Origin of the sequence: Schlesneria sphaerica (assembly GCF_044336245.1) — a bacterium.
Classification (GTDB): domain Bacteria; phylum Planctomycetota; class Planctomycetia; order Planctomycetales; family Planctomycetaceae; genus Schlesneria; species Schlesneria sphaerica.
This window is the reverse complement of sequence record NZ_CP172346.1, coordinates 1,954,688-1,974,335: the sequence shown is the minus strand read 5'-3', so window position 1 is coordinate 1,974,335 and position 19,648 is coordinate 1,954,688. Positions and strand designations below refer to the sequence as shown.

The following is a 19,648-nucleotide window of genomic DNA, read 5'->3' as shown; positions in this document are numbered from 1 at the left end:
AGATGTGGATCACTCAACGCCTCACGCCGTTTCTTGTGGTGCGAGGTTGAGGCTACCGGATCAATCAGGGACGACTCGTTTCAGTTCTTTCAGGACCTCTGTCGATTTTTCGACGGGAAGGATCAATCGGACAAACGATGCTTCGCTGTCTGGTTCCAGCGGTTGCTGATTCAGCTCGACTCCGGCGATGGGCTGACGCAGTCGACCAAACAGTACGGCACGTCCCAGTTTCAGCAGATGCGAACAATCTTCCTGGTTCAAAAGAAGGTTCGTCAGGCCCGTATAGCGATCGCCACTGACTTCATCGAAGAAGGTTAAGATCCGGACGACTTCAAACGGGTCGAGAGACAGCGTGTTATACGTCGATTGCTGCTGGACGATTTCTTTTGTCGTTCGCGATCCGAAACGCGCGGTTGCCATTGTCAGAATGCCGGTGAGATAGGGGCGCAGTTCTCGCTGGAATACGCTTGGCTGTTCAACTCGCCAAACCTGCTTGGGTGCCAGAGGAAGTGATTGAGCATCGTCACGAGTCTTCAAGTGACGATAGACCCGGTTCTGGAAGACGATCATCCAGTCTTCGATCGGTGTATCGAACCGGTGCAGAATCGTCCCCGTCAAACTTCCCGTAGCGGTTGCTTTCAGATTGCATTCGACCAGGTCTTCAACCGTTTGCAGGCTTTCACCCGTCAGAGCTTTTGAACTCCACTGCAGGACCGGGATGTTCGACAGTTCTCCATCGGCATGGTGTTCGTAAGCAGCACCCCGTTCCAGGCCGGAGGGGCGCAGCATCCCTCCAAACCCCGATTCGGCAACGCCGTTCCAGCTAACATTCGCCGGGGAAATTCCGGTTGCGGAGCTTGTGATGGGGTGGGGCAAAATTTTGAGCGACGATTGCGCCGTCTGCGGACTGTAAAGGTTCACAAAGTACCGGCTTCTCAGTGTCGAAGACGCCTGATCATAGTTGATGATGTTGAGCTGGTTGGCTCGAGCGACGGACCCGTTTGAACTTGATGCCAGTAGTGCCGCACCGACGGTGACAGCGCAGGCGGTCAAAGGAAATGTGACCCAGGTGAGCGTAGGGCGTTTCAGCAGCCGGTGGACAAGTAGGTAGTCCAGGGGACCGATCAGCAGCAGAAGTCCCAGTAGTCCCCCCAGGACACTCCAGGGTGAAGTACGATTGACCTTTTCGAAATGGTCCTGAATGGCATGCAGTTGTGTTGCGACATCGGAAATGCCGGTGGAACTGAGCTGCGAACCACGGCTTCCCATTTTTTCAGCGAGTTCAGTGCGACTTTCGATACCGACCAGCCGGGCACAGAACGGATGCAGGGCTTTCCAGTCCTTGAGAGGAGCGGACGTGAGATCCATGGTCAGGAGGGTCACTGATCCCATGCCGTAGGGAAGACGGACCAGGAATGGAATCGAACGGCTGGATGCCAGTGTTTCTCCTGTCGGATACTGAACGTGAGGTATCGCCAGCGGTTCTGTCTGGGGAATTCGAATGTTTTTACCCGCGAATGACTCCAGACTGCCGAACTCTCTGACCGTCGCGGAAGACTCGCCAATCGTGGCAGGAACCCAGTTGAACAAACGCTTCCGAGCTGCCGCGACATCACGCGGAAATGAGATAGTCAGTCGCCCCCCGCCAGCCACCCAGTCGCGAATCGCCGTCGATTGAGCTTCTGTCAGTTCAACGGATCCACTGAGTACCAGCGCTGCCACTCCATCGTATGCGAGAGGATTCGTCGGCAGGTCTGCCGCGCTCACATTCGCCCACCGATGGTCACGAACGGAAGCGGATTCCTCTTTGTCAAAGTCAAATCCTGCCGGACTGCCGACGGTGACGACAAGCTTGGCTGCGGGACTGACGGCGGGTTTCAGCCAGGGGGCACGACCCGGCGTCCCGCTGAAGTCATTTCCCCCCTTCAACCGGACGCTGATCTCGCCATCCAGGCGTCCCGCTTTGAAGAGACCTTCAAGTTGATGGTCACCTGCATCGAGTGTGACGGGCGCTGCCTGATAAGTGACACGATTCCCGTCCGGATCGAGTGCGCTTACTTCCAGTTGGACTGCGGCAGATTCAGTGAGCGACACAGGGACGACAATCGGACTCCAGCGCCCGACCAGGTAATGATCATTCCAGCCGACACGAGGCTCCGAAATTGTCGGGGCAGACTCGGCGAATGACTCACGCGTGAGTCCTGACAAGAGCCCAATCGCAATGAAGAAGATGAACGTCTTCTGTTTAAACAGCACTGTTCGCGCTGATTCAGTGGGAACCCTCAGTCGATCACTGGCGATTCGTCCCGCTACAGAGGGGGCATTTATGAGTTGGCCGAAGAGACACGCAGGGGGGAATTCGGGGCTGCTACGGTGGAATGCCTCATGGGAAGAGCTGCAACATTCCGTTGCGTTCTCTGACAAATCACTGCCGGTCAGATCGTTATGAGACGAATCGCTGTGATGGGAAAACAATCGAGGCACCCAAAGTTTTTCGGCAATGGAGATAAGCGGACCGCGAACGGTTCACGGGAAGCACACATGATACGCTTCCACTCGCAGAAACGTGAGCGCACCGACCAGATTCTCATCCGGATCGAGGGCAACCAGATGGGGCGGTCTCGACCGACGCCCTCGGCGATGCACATCAGCCTAAAAGATTCGTATATTGTCTGAAGTCGTTGACAGTGAGCGTGTTATTTCGTTTTTCGAACCCTGTTCCACTGATCTTCACAGGTTCACCTGGAGTGTTTCTCTCACAATCGTTGATCAATCATGGTTCAAGGAACCAATGGACTCGCTCTGCTCGCGTGATGGGAAGACGCGAGTAGAGCAAAGTGGGCCATCGACCGCTCGAAGATCTGCCGCGCGCTCGACCTGAAGTCGCGGGTGCCCGCAGCTATGACAGGTCGCTGTAATCCTTCATCCACTTGATCACGTGCGAGCAGTCGCCGTACTCTTCGCGCGAAGCCATCGGGTTGACCACAACGCATTTCATCCCCGCTCGTCGCACCGCTTCAACTCCTGGGGGTGAGTCTTCGAATGCGACACAATCTCGGGGATCGACTTCAAGTCGCTGTGCGGTCAGGAGGTAAACCTCCGGGTTTGGCTTTCCGTGCGCGACGTCTTCACTCCCTAGAAAGACGTCGAAATACTTGCGAATCTGAAGTCCATCGACCGTGAACGCGATGTTGGTGGCGTCCCCCGCCGTGGCAATTGCCGTAGAAAGCGGTTGCTGACGAGCCCACTCCAGAAACGGGATGAGGCCGGGAAGTGGCGCGAGATGGGGGCGGAACAAGTCGCGATAGATGGCTTCTTTACGTTCGCCTCGCTCGAATCGCTCATGGGGCGTTGCATCAGGGAACAGCCGGCGCGTAATTTCCCCAATCGTGCCATACGCCTGTGCGAGGAGTTCAGTCTTGGTGTACTTCAGGCCTTCCTGCTCTGCCCAGATAACCCAACTTTGATCGTGATAGGGAATGTTATGGGTGACGGTTCCATCCATATCGAAAATAAGTGCCTTGGTTGTGGGCACGTCAAACGGCAGATTTTGCATTATTGCGTTGAATTCTCGAAGTTTTCGTTTTTACTTGGTCAAGACAGATGCAGTTGCAACTCCTATGCCTCCGCAGGATAGGGAGATCAAACGAAGGGCGAAAGGGGCAACCAACATAATGACAGAGCTGTCGCGCTGGTGGTTCAGTGTTCCAGGGATAGATCACCTCTGACTTCGTCGAATGAACGCCTTAAACTGCGATTTGGAGACAGGTTCCAACGGCATGGGCCGCTCGCTCTATTCCTGTGAAAAGCGGAATCTGGCGGACAATCGGTCAAATCCGTCGTGAATTTTGGATCGGAAGTTCAAGCGGGAAGGGTGGTGGCAGAAGCTGCTGGAGCCCTCGTCTGGTGGTGGTGCCTTTGGATCAGTTGGTATTGATCAAAGGGCAGGGCGTTACCTAGGATCCGCGCCTCCCAATCTCCCATCAATCGATTTATTCCTCATATCGCCAGGTTATTCCCTGTGGATAGACTTTGCACGCACCGAAACTGCGCGCCTCCAGCGCCCAGTAATCGTCGGGGTTTCCCTGCTTTTCCATGGGTTGTGACCCTTGGAGTATTCACGTTTTCGATTCTGGCATCAGGTTCGAGTTCCGCAGAGACTCCTGATGGACAGACATATAAGTCTTATGCCATCAAACATAAGTCGCTCTCCGAAGCCGAGACCGTCCTCACCGAGATGCTCGAGGGCTACGGAGAGGATGTCCAGATTGTCGTCGACTCCAAGTCAAACCGCCTGCTTCTAAGCGGTTCGGCAGCCATCCAGCGAATCGCGGCAGACGTTCTTGCGACCTTCGATCAGCCTCCTCCCGCCCGGAAGGTCGAAGATGCTGAACCGACACTCAAGTCCTATGCCTGCGCTAAGAACCGGTTGAGTCAACTGGTTGTGAGCCTGCGCGAGAAGTACGCAGACCGCAAAGGGATCCGCATTGCTGCTGACGCGGACGGTGCCCGACTGCTCGTCCTTGCACCACCTGAAATTCATACTGAGGTCGCGAAAGCCGTTGAAACTTCGATCGACGACGCGGACGATTCTTCAGAGCTGTTTGAGGAGGCCGCATCCGAGCAGGCTGCGCCGGTTTTTGTGCCCGCCCGCACTCGCCAGGCGAAACAGGCTGACGCCCCCCTCGTAGAGAAAACGGTTGTCAAAAAGTCTGCAGTACCCGTCGTCTCAGTCCCTCAAGACAAATCAGACCTCCATGAGGAGGACACTGATGGAGATAGAGATGAAGACGAGTACCACAAGCTAGTGCACGTGAGTGTAAGCGCCCTGGTCAGCTCCCTGCAGAAAATCCTAGGTGAACGATTCGAAGCGGTGAAAAAGTCCAAAACCGAATACCAGGTCACCGTAGACGACGAGATATCGTCCGTGCTGCAGTTCGATCGGCGGCAAAATTCCGTATCGATCACCGGAGAACGAAAGCTCACGCGTCAGTTGCTTCAACTGATCACCAGTGTGGATATCCCGAAGCAGACAGGTTCGGAGCTGACGAAGATCGTTCCCCTGGAAGCGATTGATTCAGGCGACGTCGATAAAATCAAGCAAGCCCTGCAATCGGAACCGCGTAGTGGCGGTAAAGGGAGCGAAAAGTCCAAAGGAAAGCGGTCATCGGGAAATCGCAAAGGTGTCAAGAACGCATCTTTGGAAGGTGAAACTGGCACGCTCAGCACGATCAGGCTGGTCGCGAACCAGATCGCCATTCCCGATGCACCCGCTCCCGGGGCAGGTGATGCACCGGATGGAAGTGGAGACACACTTTCTGATGAGATGGAGTCGCAACTGCGCCGACTCGGTTCCGATCTGGACATTGAAGTTCTGCCCGATCTGGACGCAATCATACTCCGCGGGAGCAAACCCGATGTGGAAGAAATGACGCGGATCCTGAAAGAACTGGAGCGGTTGAGTCAGGAAACAGAACCGACGATCGAGGTCTATGAGCTGAAGCACGTACGGGGAGATTCCCTCTCGCTTTTAATTGATAAGGTAAACCTGGATCTGACGGGTTCGATGCAGGGGCGAGTCACCGTGACACCGCTGGTGGTACCGAACTCCTTGCTGATTATCGGCTGGGGCGAGTCTGTTAAGTCGGTCCGCCAACTGATCGAGAAACTGGACCAGCCCGTTCCTGCCGATGCTCAGTTTCAGGTTTTCCGCCTGAAGCACGCTGACGTTAGCCAGGCACGTACGACGGTACAAGATTTCTTCACGTCCCGTACAACGCCAGGTGGCGGTACGGGAAACTCGGCCAACCAGGGGCTGTCACCCAAGGTTCAGGTGACGGTCGATAATCGTACCAACTCGTTGATCGTGCAGGCGGCTCCGCGTGACATGGCAGAGGCGGCCCGGCTGATTGAGGAACTGGACGCTCCCAGTGGGGCGGTCGTCCACCAGGCTCGCATCTTTACCTTAAAGAATACATTGGCAGGTGACCTGGTCACGGTAATCCAGTCTGCGATCGACTCGGCCCGAGGGGGAACAGGAAACGCCGCCGCTTCACAGAAAGCATCGACGCTCGAGTTTCTTTCCATTGATAAGGAAGGGCGTCAGGTCCAGAAATCGGCCGTTTTGAATGATGTGAAAGTGACGGCTGAACCCCGCACGAACTCATTGCTGGTCTCCGCCCCTCCGGAAAGCATGGAACTCATCGCATCCCTGATCCAGCGACTGGACGAACCATCGTCAGATGGTGCCCAGATTAAGGTGTTCCGGGTCATTAACGGTGACGCAGTCAGTCTGGTTCAGATGTTACGGTCCCTGTTGCCACCACCGACAGGGCCTGCAGGAACACCTCAACTTGCGAATTCGCGTGATGAATCATCACTGGTGCCAGCTCGATTCTCAGTTGATTTGAGAACGAACAGCATTATCGCGACCGGTTCCAGCGGTGACTTGCGCATCATCGAAGCCCTGTTACTGCGACTTGATCAAAAAGATATTGAACAGCGGAAGAACACCGTTTATCGACTGAAGAACGCGCCTGCAGAGGCGGTGGCGCGTAGCGTCAATGACTTTCTTCGCAGTGAACGGACCGTGAGTCAGGCTGCTCCTGGAGCGATCAGTCCCTTCCAGCAGATCGAAAGTGAAGTTGTCGTCGTACCTGAAGCCGTCAGCAATTCGCTGATCATCAGCGCGACCCCGCGCTTCTACGATGAAATTGCCGTCCTGGTGGAAAAACTCGATGCCGAACCGCCTCAGGTGATGATCCAGGTCTTGATTGCTCAAGTGACGCTTAACAACACCAACGAGTTTGGAGTGGAACTTGGTCTGCAGGACTCGCTGCTATTCGATCGAAGTCTGCTGGGAGGACTTGTGACCACAACCAGCACCGTACAGCAGTCGTCTCCTTCCGGAATTCTGACCTCAACCACGCAAAACATCCTGGGGGCTACGAATACACCCGGTTTCCTCTTCAATGGGCAACCACTGGGGAACAGCGGAGCACCATCGGCATTGGCGAACTCAGACCAAGTCGGAGGGCAGGGGGTCTCCAACTTCGGGGTGGGGACTACCAATGCTCAGTTAGGATATGGAGGACTAGTTCTCTCCGCCAGCAGCGAAAACGTCAGCGTGTTGATCCGGGCGTTGCAGCAGTCGAACCGGTTGGAAGTGCTCAGTCGGCCTCAGATTCGTACGTTGGATAACCAGCCTGCGTTCCTGCAGATTGGAAAGCGCGTTCCTCGTATTTACAACGCGTCCGTCACCCAGGTCGGTTCGGTTAACGGCGTGTTACTTGAGAATGTCGGTTTGATTCTCGGGGTGACACCGCGTATCAGTCCGGAAGGGATGGTGGTCATGGAAGTTGATGCCGAGAAGTCGGAAATCGATGTCGTTGATCCTGGTATCCCTGTGTCGGTGTCGGCAAGCGGAGCAGTCATCCGGTCACCGATCTTTAATATCACCACAGCCTCAACGACGGTGAGTGCGAACAGTGGTGAAACCATCATTATCGGTGGATTGATCACGAAAAGTAACAACGACACTGTTCGCCGGGTTCCCTATCTGTCCGACATTCCAGTGCTGGGGAACCTGTTCCGCTACGACAGTTCGATCGCTCAGCGGACAGAGCTGTTAATCATTCTGACACCTTACGTTATCCGGGGACCGGAAGAGTCAGCCCGCATCAAACGGGAAGAGGCCGCCAAGATGCATTGGTGTGCGGGTGATGTGGTGGACGTCTATGGACCAGGGATTATCAGTGACGATCCGGGGCCCTTCCCCGAGGCGGATATCCCGGTGATTTATCCCGATTTGAATCCACGCGGGACCATCATGCCGCTCGAAGTTCCTCCTGGACCGACTGATCCTGAACCGCTGATCCTCGAAGACCAGGAAGACCAGACTGTGAGTCTTAAGACGAAGAAGAGCAAAAGATCCGGGTTCTTTCCACTCGGTTCCCAGAAGAAGCGGAAGTAGTTCCGGGGACTGGTAGAGAGGAAGACACACAATGAATCGGCATCAAGTGACGCACAATATCGCGGTGGCCAATTCCAACATGGCGCGGAAAATTGATTATCGGAAATCCCGTTGCGAGCAACCGAACCGTGCATCGTGGCGACGGTCAATTCGATACGTTTCGCTTTCGGTGATCTTGGGCGGACTGCTCTGTCTGATCGGCGGCTGTACGGTTTTCGATTTGAAGAAACGAATCCCCTGGATGGACTCTGATGAGATCACCCTGCCCACGCGGATAACGACACTGTGGTCGAATACGATCCTGAATCAGCTGGGAAAGAAGGGGGTGCGTGGATTCGGTGGAAGGATCATGTTCCATGGCCGTGACAACGAAAAGCCGGTTCGCGTTGAAGGGACGCTGACTGTTTATGCCTTTGACGAAACCGTCCGCCCCTCCACAGTTCCGGAGCGGAAATTTGTATTCACTCCCGAGCAGTTCGAGAAACATTACAGCAGGTCAAAACTGGGTCATTCGTATAGCGTCTGGCTACCATGGGACGAGGTGGGAGGAGAGCCGCGACGGATTACGCTACTGGCTCGCTTCGAACCGGTGGATGGTCCGATGGTGATGTCTGAGAACTCGCTTCAGATTCTGCCCGGAGTCGAACCGGTACCCTACGACGATTCGGCGTCCGACGATTCCGACGAGGAAATTATGCATGCTGGTCATCAGAAGATTTCGACGGAAGGAGAGAAGAGCAACCGATCCGAGCGGCCCGCTGCGGAAACGATCGAACTTCCACCGGGATTCATGCGTCGATTTGGGCGTCAGGACGAGCTGTTCCCCGTCAAGATTCAACAGGAACGCTCACTGCCGACGTCGCCTGCTGCGGTGTCGCAGCCGACGACTGGACCGGTAGAAGTGGTCGAACCTCCCCAAGACCCGGTCGCTGACCCCAATAATCCCAATCATAATGGGCTCACGGACTCCAGATACCGGGCCGCTAATCCACAGCAGGCCTTGGAGGAACGACAGAAGGAACTGTCAAGTCATTTTGGACGGAAGAAATCCCAGGTTCAAAGAGCATCATATGCTCGATCAAAGCTCGCTCCTCCTCCGAGCCGACAACCCCCCTCAGGTACACCGTCTCTCCTACCACAGTCGTCGATATCTGAAGTGAGGGGTCAAGTTGAGTAAGGTGTTGAATATGACGACGCAATCCTCTGTTGATGTCTGCCTCGGTTCGAGGGGCATGAGCAAATCCCACCACCATTTTGGGTTCGTACATGCGAGTTCGTGAGGCTGCAGTGCGGGTCGGATTGATCAGAGTTTCAGGGACACGACGCTCACGCACTTCCAGTGCTGCTGGCTGACCAGGCAGGCCTAAGGGAATCTGTACCGCTCCGACCACCTTGCGCGCGTCGTTCGTATCCTGACCGACAAAGTCTGACGATTTCCTGTTCCCCCTCATGAACCGAGCATCAGGCGTCGCGACTCCGATGACGCTGGGGCCAACCGGACCTGCGTTGGAACCGATCCCTGGCGCGGGGGTCGGTCCGCCGAAACTCCCGCCCCCCGCGTTAGTTTGAGGCTGCAGTGATTGTCCAAAACTTCTTTGACTGCCGAACATCTGCGCCTGTGCGGAAGAACAGACACAATGACAGACAGTGAGGGTGGCGGACATGATGAGCAAAAAACGATTCATGGCTCGATATTTACCTTCTGACCAGCATGGTGTGCAAAAGGGACTGCAATGGGGTTTATGACGCGGACTCGCGAGTTGATGCACCCGTGAATTCGTTCTGACTCCGCCATTATAGCCGTCCCACGGTCTCGTGAATAACTCTGATACAGGACAGGAGTTGCAACCTGAGCCTGTTGGTAGTCTCTGGTGTCTTGCTCGTTTCGCCCTGGTAAAGTTGGAATGTCTTTCAGGGATTTCGAACGACCATCAGTACCGGACCTTGATCTTGAATCAGCCGCAAGAAGCATCGAGAGTGAAGCATGGACCCAATTCGTCATGCACTCCCCCCTGTCTGAGATTCGGAATCGGGGGCCCCAGGGCTGAAGTGATCCTGCGCATACCCAAGGGTGAATCCGGATTTGTTTTATTGAGGTTCGTTAATCTTTAACGCAAACTGATTAAAATCAGGAATGCAGGCTCGCAGGTTCGGTCAAGAGGATCGAGTTCACACTGACTAGGGTCAGTGTGAGTCTTGGCCGATGATCGAATGAAATGACTGGTGAGGTCATGTTCTGGAGCCGAACTGAGTGTCAAGTTGTTTGCATTGTTGGACTTGGTTGGGGGCGAACGCTTTTGCCCGCCAACGCATCAGTTTCTGCCGATTATGGTAGAAATCGATGCCCAAGAGCCCTGCCACTTTCCTGAATTGCGAGCGTTTTTGCTGATGAGTGAGTGCATTCCCGGTCGCTGCCACACTCGGCTCCATCCCTTCGGAGGTTTCACAGTGGCGCATCATCGAAATCCTGGCATGAAGTCGTCGGCCGCCGCGACGGGATTCGTATTAAGTTTGCTGCTGGCTTGCTCGACGCTGGCTGCACAGGAACCTGCTGCGCCTGTGACACCTGCTTCCAGCTACCAGCGGCTGACCGATCCGCGGGTGGCAGAAACCCTCAAGCTCTCCGACGATCAGCGAGTGCAGATTGCCAATCTCATTACGCAACGGGCCGAGGGACTGGCAAAAGCGGGGCCGGACGAACGGGCTGAGCTCTTGGCGCAGAGCGAGAAAAGTCTCGAAGCCGTTTTGACGCCAGAGCAGCGCTCGCAGTTTCTGAAAGAGATGGCTGAGCCCCGGCTTCGCTTTAATTTCCGGTTCCAGCGGTGGTCCGATGTCCTGGAGTGGCTGGCAAAGCAGTCTGATCTTTCGCTGGTCCTCGATGCCCCGCCTCCCGGCACATTTAACTATTCCGATACGAAAGAGTACACCGCGACCGAGGCGCTCGACCTTCTGAATGGCGTCCTGACGACGAAGGGCTACACACTCATTCGTCGGGGCCGGATGCTGATGGTCATTGATATTCAGGATGGTGTGCCCGATGGCCTGGTTCCCACAATCCCCCTGAGCGAGTTAGATACACGCGGAAAATTTGAACTTGTTACAGTCATGTTCCCCGTCGGAGACCGAGACCCGCAGGCAGTGAAGACCGAGATCACTCCGCTTCTTGGGCCGTTCGGCAAGAGCGTGCTGCTTGCGCAGTCACGACAGATCATTGTGACGGATACAGCCGGGATTGTGCGGGCGATCAGCCGCGTCATCTCATCAATGCCTCAGCCTGAACCCGAGCGGCGTAAAGATCCCCCCCCGTCGCCAGTACTGGAGGTGTACTCAGTCCGGGCTGCGGACGGAAAAATTGCTGAAGACGTGCTGACGAAGATGTTTCCGTCAGCGAAAATCGTTGCTGATTTGAAGGCGGAACAGATCAACGCCTTTGCGACCCCTGCCGAGCAGTCTGCCATCAAGGCCGTGCTGGAGCAGATGCAGACTCACAATCCCCCGGATCGGCGTCCCACTTTGGAGGTTTACCCTGTCCGGGATCAGGACGCAGCACAGCTTGTCCCCAACCTGCTGCTCGTCGCCCCGACAGCGCGGATTTCCTTTGACGCGCGTGAACGTCAAATTCTCGCTTTCGCCAATCCCGCTGATCAGGCCAATTTGAAGGCCGCAATCGAAAAGCTGGCAGTGTCAGGACCGGTCGATCGAAGTCGACAACTGGAAATTTACCGTTTGTCAACGGCTGATCCCGCGACCACGTTCACGTTGCTTCAGGGACTGTTGCCACAGGCGAAATTTACACTCGATCCTCTGACGCGCAGGATTGTCGCTGTTGCGTCGGTTGATGATCATAAAGCCATCAAGGCTGTGCTCGATCAGATCCAGTCGACAGCCGAGGGCCCCGATACCGTCCGGCTGGAATTCTATCCGCTTGACGAACCACTCTCGGCGACAGCGATGTCGCTGCTGGTTTCACTGGCTCCGAAAGCCAAGATCGTTGCCGATACCGAGGCCAAACGATTGCAGGTGTTGGCGACGGCCGCCGATCAGGCTGTGGTCAAAGAGAATCTGGAATCGATCCTCAAGGGGCGGCCTACCGTCGAAAAACGGAAGTTGGCCGTTTTCAAGGTCATGCCTGAACAGCGGGCACGCTTTCAGGCCATTCTTCCGACCCTCAGCGCCGACTTTCCCGACATTCGCGTGGTTGCGGACGGGGAACCAAACGAACTGGCCATCTGGGCAAAACCCTCGCAGCACGAACTGCTTCAGGGTTTGATTGACTCACTTGCAAGAGAGCCAGTTGAAGGGGAAGAAACTCAGCTCGTCGCTCATCCACTGAGGTCTGCCGATCCTGCAACCGCGACAACAATCCTCAAGACGCTGGTACCTCAGGCGAAGGTTTCGCTTGATGCCGTAAATCGTCAGGTCGTCGTTATTGCGACGGTGAAAGACCAGAATGCCATCAAGGAAACGATTGAAAAACTGCAACCGGGCGATCTTGGACCTGATACACCCGTCCTTCGATATTACCCTGTCGACCAGCCCTTGAATGCGACGACACTTGCCGCCTTCGCGAGACTCGTCCCCAAAGCCACAGTGACCCAGGACGTGGATGGCAAGGCCTTGCAGGTTGTTGCCACGACAGCCGAGCAGGAACTGGTAAAGAAGTATCTGGACGAAGCGCAGAAAGGAATGCCGGTCGCTGAAAAGCGGAAGCTCTCCATTTACAAAGTCGTGCCCGCTCAGCGAGCCCGTTTCCTGACGCTCCTTCCCTCAATGGCGTTGGAGTTCCCTGATGTCCGCGCCGTTCCCGACGGAGAACCAAACGAATTGGCCATCTGGGCAAAGCCATCTCAACATGAGGTTCTGAAAGGGCTGATTGAGTCGCTCGCGGGTGATTCTGGCGCAGGCGACGAGGTTCAGTTGGTGACGCATCCCCTCCGTTCTGCGGATCCGACGACCGCGACAGCAATTCTCAAGACGCTGGTTCCCCAGGCCAAAATTTCGCTCGATCTGGTGAACCGGCATCTGGTGGCTATCGCGACTACCGAGGATCAACAGCAGATCAAATCCACGATCCAGAAACTGCAACCGGGTGATTTGGGGCCGGACACACCGCTGCTACGCTTCTATCCACTTGAGCAGACTTTGCCGACGTCCGCACTGGCCGCATTCTCGAGACTCGTTCCCAAAGCGACGGTCACTCAGGATTTGGACGCCAAGGCACTGCAAGTCGTCGGCACGTCCGCCGAGCATGAACTCATCAAGTCACACCTGGATGACGTTCTCAAGGGAATGCCTGTTACAGAAAAACGGAAACTGTCCGTATACCCGGTTACTCCTGCTCAGCGCGTTCGTTTCCTGGCAGTGATGCCCACTCTGCGTGGCGACCTGCCCGACATTCGTGTGGTCACCGATGGTGAACCCAATGAACTGGCGATCTGGGCGAAGCCTTCTCAGCATGAATTGCTGAAAGGAATCTTCGATGAACTCGTTCGCGAGACACCCGTTACGGAAAAATATCAGCTTGTCTCGTATCCGCTGAAAGCGGCTGATCCGAACACCGCTTCCACTGTACTTCAGACCCTCTTCCCGGGCGCGAAGATCACAGTCGATCTTAACGGCAACCGACTGCTCATCTGGACCCGAAGTGCGGACCACGTTGAGGTTAAGAAGGCGATTGAAGAGCTCGACAGTGACGAAGCCGGAGAACGCCGGGACAAAGTCGTCGTTTATCCGGTACCGGAAATCGACCCGGATGTCGCCGTTGGCTTGCTGCAATCCGTGCTTCCGAAAGTCCGGATGATGAAAGACACCAAAGCGAGAACGATTGTCGCGTGGGCCAAGAAAGCCGATCACGAGACCATTTCGCGGACGCTTGCGTCAATGCGGACATCCGCCGATGGGGACCAGAAACCTCGTCTCAAGTATTTCCCCCCGGGAAAATTTAATGCGGCAAGTGTCATCGATGTGCTGCGAGTTGCCATGCCGACCGTTCGGATTGCTGTCGATCCAAAAACTGGCGGACTTGTCGCCTTGGGAACGGTCGCAGACCACGAACAGGTGGAGTCGGCGATTTCGCAGATTACATCTCAGGCAGGGGCTCAGGCGGCTCAGCTTGTGACGTACCATCTGCCTCGAGCGGGGGCATCCTCTGCATTTCAGATCCTGTCTCAGGCAGCGCCTGATGCTCGAGTTGCTTTGGGCCAGGATTCGAGCCATCTGCTTGTCTGGGCAAGGCCCGATGATCACCTGATCGTCCAGAAGATTGTGGAACAGCTCGAAGCCGATTCGTCCGCGAAAAAGAAGTTTGAACTCCGGCCGTACACTCTGAAGGCGACCGGGGCAGGTACCGTGATTCCGCTACTGAGTCGAGCCGTTCCGAAAGCCACTCTGAATATCGGCAATACGCCCAACAAGCTGATCGTGTGGGCCGTTCCCGAGGATCATGCCATCGTTGAGCAGGTCGTCAAACAGTTCGACGCCGTGCATGCCCCGGACACGACGATTGAGTTCTATGATATTCAGAATATCGACTCGGATTCGGCGCTCCGTCTTGCTCAGGCAATGTTGCAGAAAGATTCTGTGGGGACGAATGTATCAGTCATTTCCGGCAGCAACCAGTTGTATGTCGAAGCCAGGGCTGAACAGCATGAGATGATTCGCGACGGCTTGAAAAGGTTGAAGACGTCGTCCGAGGCTGGCTTCGAAGTCTTTCAACTGGAAACAGTCGACCCCTCTTCGGCGGAGGTGATGATTCGCCGGATGTTCGGTGGATCCCGATTGTCTGGCCCTGTCGTTGAACCTGATTTTGCCTCACAGAAGCTTTTCGTCCGCGGGACCAAAGAGCAGATCAAGCGGATCGAAGAACTTCTCGAGAAAATGGGCGAAAAGGGACTTTCGCGTCAGGAACCAGCAGGTTCCCCAACGATGCGCGTCGTCCCCTTCGGGGGAGACACATCTTCGGCACTCAAGGAAATTCTGCGGATCTGGCCAAAACTCCGCTCGAATGAATTGCGGATCATCCCTGGTTCGGACCGAGGTTCGAATCTTCTACTTCCAGGTTCGGGGCTCAAAAAGCAACCTGCAACGAGCGACAAGCCTGTCACGAACGATGTACCACTTGGTACCAAGCCAATTCCTGCAGAATCTCCCAAGCCGAAGTTGCTCAAAGAGCAGATTGATGGTGCGGACGACCAGGATGAAGAAGAAACTCTCGAGGACCTCGGCGACGACGAGGGGGCAGAAGAGGAAACCCTGAAGTCAGGCAAGTCCGCAGCTCGGCCAATTACGGTTCCCCGTCAGACGACCGACGTAGTGTCGACGCAAGGGACTGTCGCACAGGTCCAGGCTCAATCGACCGAGCCGCCTGCTCCGATTGTGATTTTGCCACGTGAGGGTAGTGTCACAATTTTCTCTGAGGATCTGGAAGCCCTTGAGCAGTTCGACAAGTTGCTGCGAGTGATGTCGGGGCCTCAACAGACGACGGGACGGGGATTCTCGGTCTATGGGCTGAAGATCGCCGGGGCCACACAGGTCGCTGAAACTTTGCGACAAGCCTTACGGTCACAGTCCGGTGGTGGATTCCGCTCTGGCGGAAGCGGTCCTACTGTCGTGGCAGACGAACGGCTGAATGCCATTATCGTGCATGGTAGCCGGGCAGATCGGGCTTCAATCGAAACCTTGCTGGAGGTGCTCGATTCCGCGGATATGCCCGATTCGCGTGCAGCCAACCGACCGAAGCGGGTCAGTGTCAAACATGGATCCGCAGTTCAGATTGAGCAGGTTCTACGGCTTGTTTATAAGTCGCAGCTCAGCACCGGTGGTGGACGGAAGGAGCTACCGATCCCCTTTGGTTTGGCACCGGAAATCGCGGCGACACTCCAGCAGTTGAATGCCATGAACTCAGGTCCCGTGCTGTCCCTGAGTGTCGACGAAGTGACCAATTCGATTGTCATCATGGCGCCAGCAGCAATCACCGAACAGGTCGCTTCGCTGATTCATGAACTCGACGAGGCTTCGCTGACAGAGAACTCACGCGGTATCAGCATTGTGCCGCTCGAACGGATGAACTCCTCCAAGACGCAAAAGGTTCTGAATCTGATCCAGGAAAAGTCGCGCCGGCGCGATCGGCGGTGATCCTGTCGGTCGCCGCTGCTCCGTACCGAACGGTAACCGGATGTCGTGCTAAGCACCCCACAGGCGGAGTCTCCCAAGGAGCGAGTATCCGCCTGTGGGGTGCGAACCATTCGGCATCGGATCTTTTTGACGGATTCGAACGTAGCGCGAGTGGGCAATGCGCGCTCGTTTAAGGACTCACCGTCGTTCCGGGAATGACTTCCACGCTGGTGGAAGTATTCGAGGGCAAGGTTCGGAGCGCTGGTCGCGTCTTGACCAATCCGGGGAAAGAAGGTTTCCAGCCTGAGAAAGGGATTGCAGCGTCTGCACGTTCTGTTTGGTTATTTGGACGTGCCCGATTTGCGGACGCACTCTTTCGCTGTCACAACTCCATCACCATTGGCATCCAGATTGGCGAAATCTTCCAGCTCCGCAGGGATGCTGGCGGGACTGAATTCTCCCGCTGTTAACTGTCCATCGCCGTCCACGTCTTTCGCAATAAACCATTCAGGCAGTCCTTGCGGAAGTCGGTTGGGGGGAACGAAAAACTTCAGGTTTCGTCGCCGTTCATTGAGAGATGGTTCTGCGTCGTCTGCATCAGCGTCACGTCCGATAACGCTGACACTCTCTTCCGCTTCGATTGATGGGGCCGGTGCAGACTTCACAACGGGTCCCATCGGAACGCCAATCCGCTTACGCCGACCGTAATCGATGACCCACTCGATCAACTCATCTCGATCAATCAGGCCGTCTCCATTTGCATCAATCAGGTCCGGTCGCCCTTGTAACTCCTGCCACTCCGTCGTCTGAAGCACGCCGTCTCTATTGTGGTCGTGGCGAGAGATGAGATAGGTCGCATACCGACTGATTTTGGGAGGGACGGCCGCGGATGATCCAGAGCGGGACATCCTTGGCTGCCGGGGAGTTTGTGATTCCGTCGGGGGCGATTCTGCCGCGACAGGCGTCGAAGCCTCTTCGGGCTGGCCGATCGCCACCAGCGGCGTCAACACCACGATCATCCACAACACGTGGCGCCTGAACTGGCGTGTGAACGAAAAGCAAACCATTCTGGTCGATTTCCGACTAGGGCTGATTCGAAGTTCCGGGATGAGCAATAGGGTGTCGAAATGCGGCATCGCCAGCGGCTCATGTGAACTCGGGGATTACCATTTCAGGAGACTCAAAGCAACTGAAATCAGCCCATTCCAGCGATGTTGCAGAAAATTGGCTCGCCCGATCCGTTACATCGGTCGACAGCAAAGAAAGACGAGTTTCGGCTGGAATTCTGGACGATATAGTCCACAGGAACAGGATAGAAGGGTTGGATTCGTTCTTGTTGATGTGATGGAAATTTTTATCTCTTAGTCACTTATAGCGATGAAGAACTCTCGCCCGTTACGTTGAGTCACGTCGCGATTGGAGAAGAGATTGAGACGGATCTTCCACCGGATCGGGGGTAAACCTTGACGATCGGCTAGGCTTTACCTACGATTAGCGTCACACCTAAACGGATTTTGATGGATTTTGTTTGCTCGTCGGCTCGAATGAGCCGGTAAACGAACTGCTTTAACTTCAGTGATAGACGTTTTTACCCGCCTTACTCCCGCCAGCTATTTGCAACCTACCTGAAATGATCAGAGTTCCCGCCTAAGGCTAGAACAACAGGAAACTGTTTTCGCAAACCGTGTGCCGTTGACTTGATATCGACGGAAATTGGGCTGGTCTCATGTTTTCGACCCCAACCGCAGGACGCACTACCAAAAGTTGATCGTTAAAAACTTCGCCTCTGACACGGGGCTTGGTTTTTTAAGTTTGGTTGTGTCAACCAAGCGTTCGACTGCTCGTTTCTCTCGAATTGAATGCCATGATGCACGGTGCCCAGCTTGTCAGCGGCTCAAGGCTACTTGACGCTCACGAGTTTCAAATCGCGCGAGAAGCTCAGAAAAGCCACGGCTCCCTGGAGAAGGTTGCCGCGTCGCTGGGCTTTGCTACTGAAGAACTGGCAGTTCAATCCGTCGCCGCGACGTTGGGTCTCGACTTCGTTGATTTGTCGACGATTGAACCCGAGCTTTCATTACTGCAAGGCTTTCCCGTCAAGTTGATTCACCGCTACGGGGTCTTCCCCTTGCGACAGTCCGATACCGGTCTGGTGGTCGTGACCGGTAATCCCTTCGATCTTCAGGCACTGGATGCTGTCAGTACCGCTGCTGGTTGCAGCGTGGTTCCTGTCGTCGCTCTTCCCTGGGAAGTGGCGAAACTGGTGAAGACGCATTTGGGTGTGGGGGCCGAGACGATCGACGGCCTGATCGCCAATACAGAAGACGAAGATGGCGTCGAAGTTCTGGACGAACTCGAATGGGATCGTTCCGAAGCTTCACAGATGGCTCAGGAAGCGTCCGTCGTTCGTCTTGTGAACGAGATTCTCTGCGAAGCCGTCGAAGCCCGCACCAGCGATATTCATCTGGAGTCGCAGGCAACGGGCGTCAAAATCCGATACCGAATCGACGGTGTTCTTCAAACACAGCCGATGCCGCCGGAAATTAATCGGTTTCAGGCCGCGATCATCAGCCGCCTGAAAATCATGGCGAAAATGAACATTGCCGAAAAACGGATTCCGCAGGACGGCCGTATCAAGCTGAAAGTTTCAGGCCGCGAAGTCGATATCCGCGTCTCTGTCATCCCCATGCTTCACGGCGAAAGCATCGTGATGCGTGTGCTCGACAAAGACGCCATGAAGTTTTCGCTTCGTGGCATCGGGATGGAAGACGACATCTACGAAAAGTTCCGCCGTGTCATTGCGTTGCCACACGGAATTGTACTCGTCACCGGTCCAACCGGGTCCGGTAAAACAACCACCCTGTATAGTTCGCTCGCGGAGATCAAGGACGAACAGACCAAGATCATCACCACCGAAGATCCTATCGAATATCAACTTGACGGAATCAATCAGATCCAGGTCCATGCGAAGGTTGGCATGACCTTCGCCGCCAGTTTGCGAGCGATCCTGCGACACGATCCCGACGTTGTACTGGTCGGGGAAATTCGTGATCAGGAGACAGCCGAAAACGCGATTCAGGCCTCACTGACCGGTCACCTGGTGTTCAGCACGCTGCACACCAACGATGCCGCCGGGGCCTTCATGCGACTGGTGGATATGGGTGTCGAGCCGTTCCTTGTCAGTTCCACCATCGAAGGGGTGATGGCCCAGCGCCTCGTGCGAACGCTCTGTAAATCCTGCCGCGTTCCTTATACCCCCGCACCGGAAGAGATTCCCGCAGATTTCACGATGGATGATGTCACCGAAAGCTCGCCGATCTACACGAACGTCGGCTGTCGGAGTTGCCGCGGAACTGGGTATTCAGGGCGAATCGGCATTTACGAGTTTCTGGAAGCAAACGACGAACTTCGTCAGCTGGTCGCTGAGGGGGCTTCATCAAGTCGTATCAAGCAGTGTGCCGTCAAGGCAGGAATGCGGACCTTGCGGCAGGATGGCTGGAAGCGGGTCAAGCGAGGGCAAACCACGATTGCAGAAGTTCTTCGAGCCACGAAAGCAGACTGACGACT

General features: G+C 55.4%; 7 protein-coding genes. 4 read left to right on the top strand and 3 right to left on the bottom strand.

Annotation, left to right across the window (positions count from 1 at the left end; translation table 11 throughout):
• Positions 1-60 precede the first annotated feature (60 nt).
• Together ACGY09_RS07275 and ACGY09_RS07270 are read right to left on the bottom strand one after the other, a co-directional pair.
• Positions 61-2,256, bottom strand: a complete 2,196-nt coding sequence (locus ACGY09_RS07275; protein ID WP_397571033.1) for a hypothetical protein — start codon at positions 2,254-2,256, stop codon at positions 61-63.
• 643 nt (positions 2,257-2,899) lie between these two features.
• Positions 2,900-3,556, bottom strand: coding sequence for an HAD family hydrolase (locus ACGY09_RS07270; protein WP_373650943.1), 657 nt, complete (start codon positions 3,554-3,556; stop codon positions 2,900-2,902).
• Positions 3,557-4,102: 546 nt separating this feature from the next.
• On the opposite strand from ACGY09_RS07270, the gene ACGY09_RS07265 reads away from it, so the two are divergent.
• The 3 genes from ACGY09_RS07265 to ACGY09_RS07255 all read left to right on the top strand — a co-directional run bounded on the left by ACGY09_RS07265 (position 4,103) and on the right by ACGY09_RS07255 (position 16,105).
• Positions 4,103-7,972, top strand: a complete 3,870-nt coding sequence (locus ACGY09_RS07265; RefSeq protein WP_397571032.1) for a secretin N-terminal domain-containing protein — start codon at positions 4,103-4,105, stop codon at positions 7,970-7,972.
• 31 nt (positions 7,973-8,003) lie between these two features.
• Positions 8,004-9,149, top strand: a complete 1,146-nt coding sequence (locus ACGY09_RS07260) for a hypothetical protein (protein ID WP_397571031.1) — start codon at positions 8,004-8,006, stop codon at positions 9,147-9,149.
• A gap of 1,295 nt (positions 9,150-10,444) precedes the next feature.
• Positions 10,445-16,105 (top strand): secretin N-terminal domain-containing protein, encoded by a 5,661-nt coding sequence (locus ACGY09_RS07255; protein WP_373650946.1) that lies wholly within the window; start codon positions 10,445-10,447, stop codon positions 16,103-16,105.
• Between the two features lie 320 nt (positions 16,106-16,425).
• On the opposite strand, the gene ACGY09_RS07250 is transcribed toward ACGY09_RS07255, so the two are convergent.
• Complete coding sequence (locus ACGY09_RS07250; protein ID WP_397571030.1) at positions 16,426-17,103, bottom strand: hypothetical protein; 678 nt, start codon at positions 17,101-17,103, stop codon at positions 16,426-16,428.
• 845 nt (positions 17,104-17,948) lie between these two features.
• On the opposite strand from ACGY09_RS07250, the gene ACGY09_RS07245 reads away from it, so the two are divergent.
• Positions 17,949-19,643 carry a GspE/PulE family protein gene (locus tag ACGY09_RS07245; RefSeq protein ID WP_397571029.1) on the top strand — a complete coding sequence of 565 codons (1,695 nt, stop codon included), beginning with the start codon at positions 17,949-17,951 and terminating at the stop codon, positions 19,641-19,643.
• Positions 19,644-19,648: the final 5 nt, after the last annotated feature.

Excerpts from the sequence above, each read along its gene's own strand:
- ACGY09_RS07260 (WP_397571031.1), top strand. The coding sequence starts at position 8,004 with ATGAATCGGCATCAAGTGACGCACAATATCGCGGTGGCCAATTCCAAC.
- ACGY09_RS07245 (WP_397571029.1), top strand. The coding sequence starts at position 17,949 with ATGATGCACGGTGCCCAGCTTGTCAGCGGCTCAAGGCTACTTGACGCT.
- ACGY09_RS07270 (WP_373650943.1), bottom strand. The coding sequence starts at position 3,556 with ATGCAAAATCTGCCGTTTGACGTGCCCACAACCAAGGCACTTATTTTC.
- ACGY09_RS07250 (WP_397571030.1), bottom strand. The coding sequence starts at position 17,103 with ATGATCGTGGTGTTGACGCCGCTGGTGGCGATCGGCCAGCCCGAAGAG.
- ACGY09_RS07255 (WP_373650946.1), top strand. The coding sequence starts at position 10,445 with ATGAAGTCGTCGGCCGCCGCGACGGGATTCGTATTAAGTTTGCTGCTG.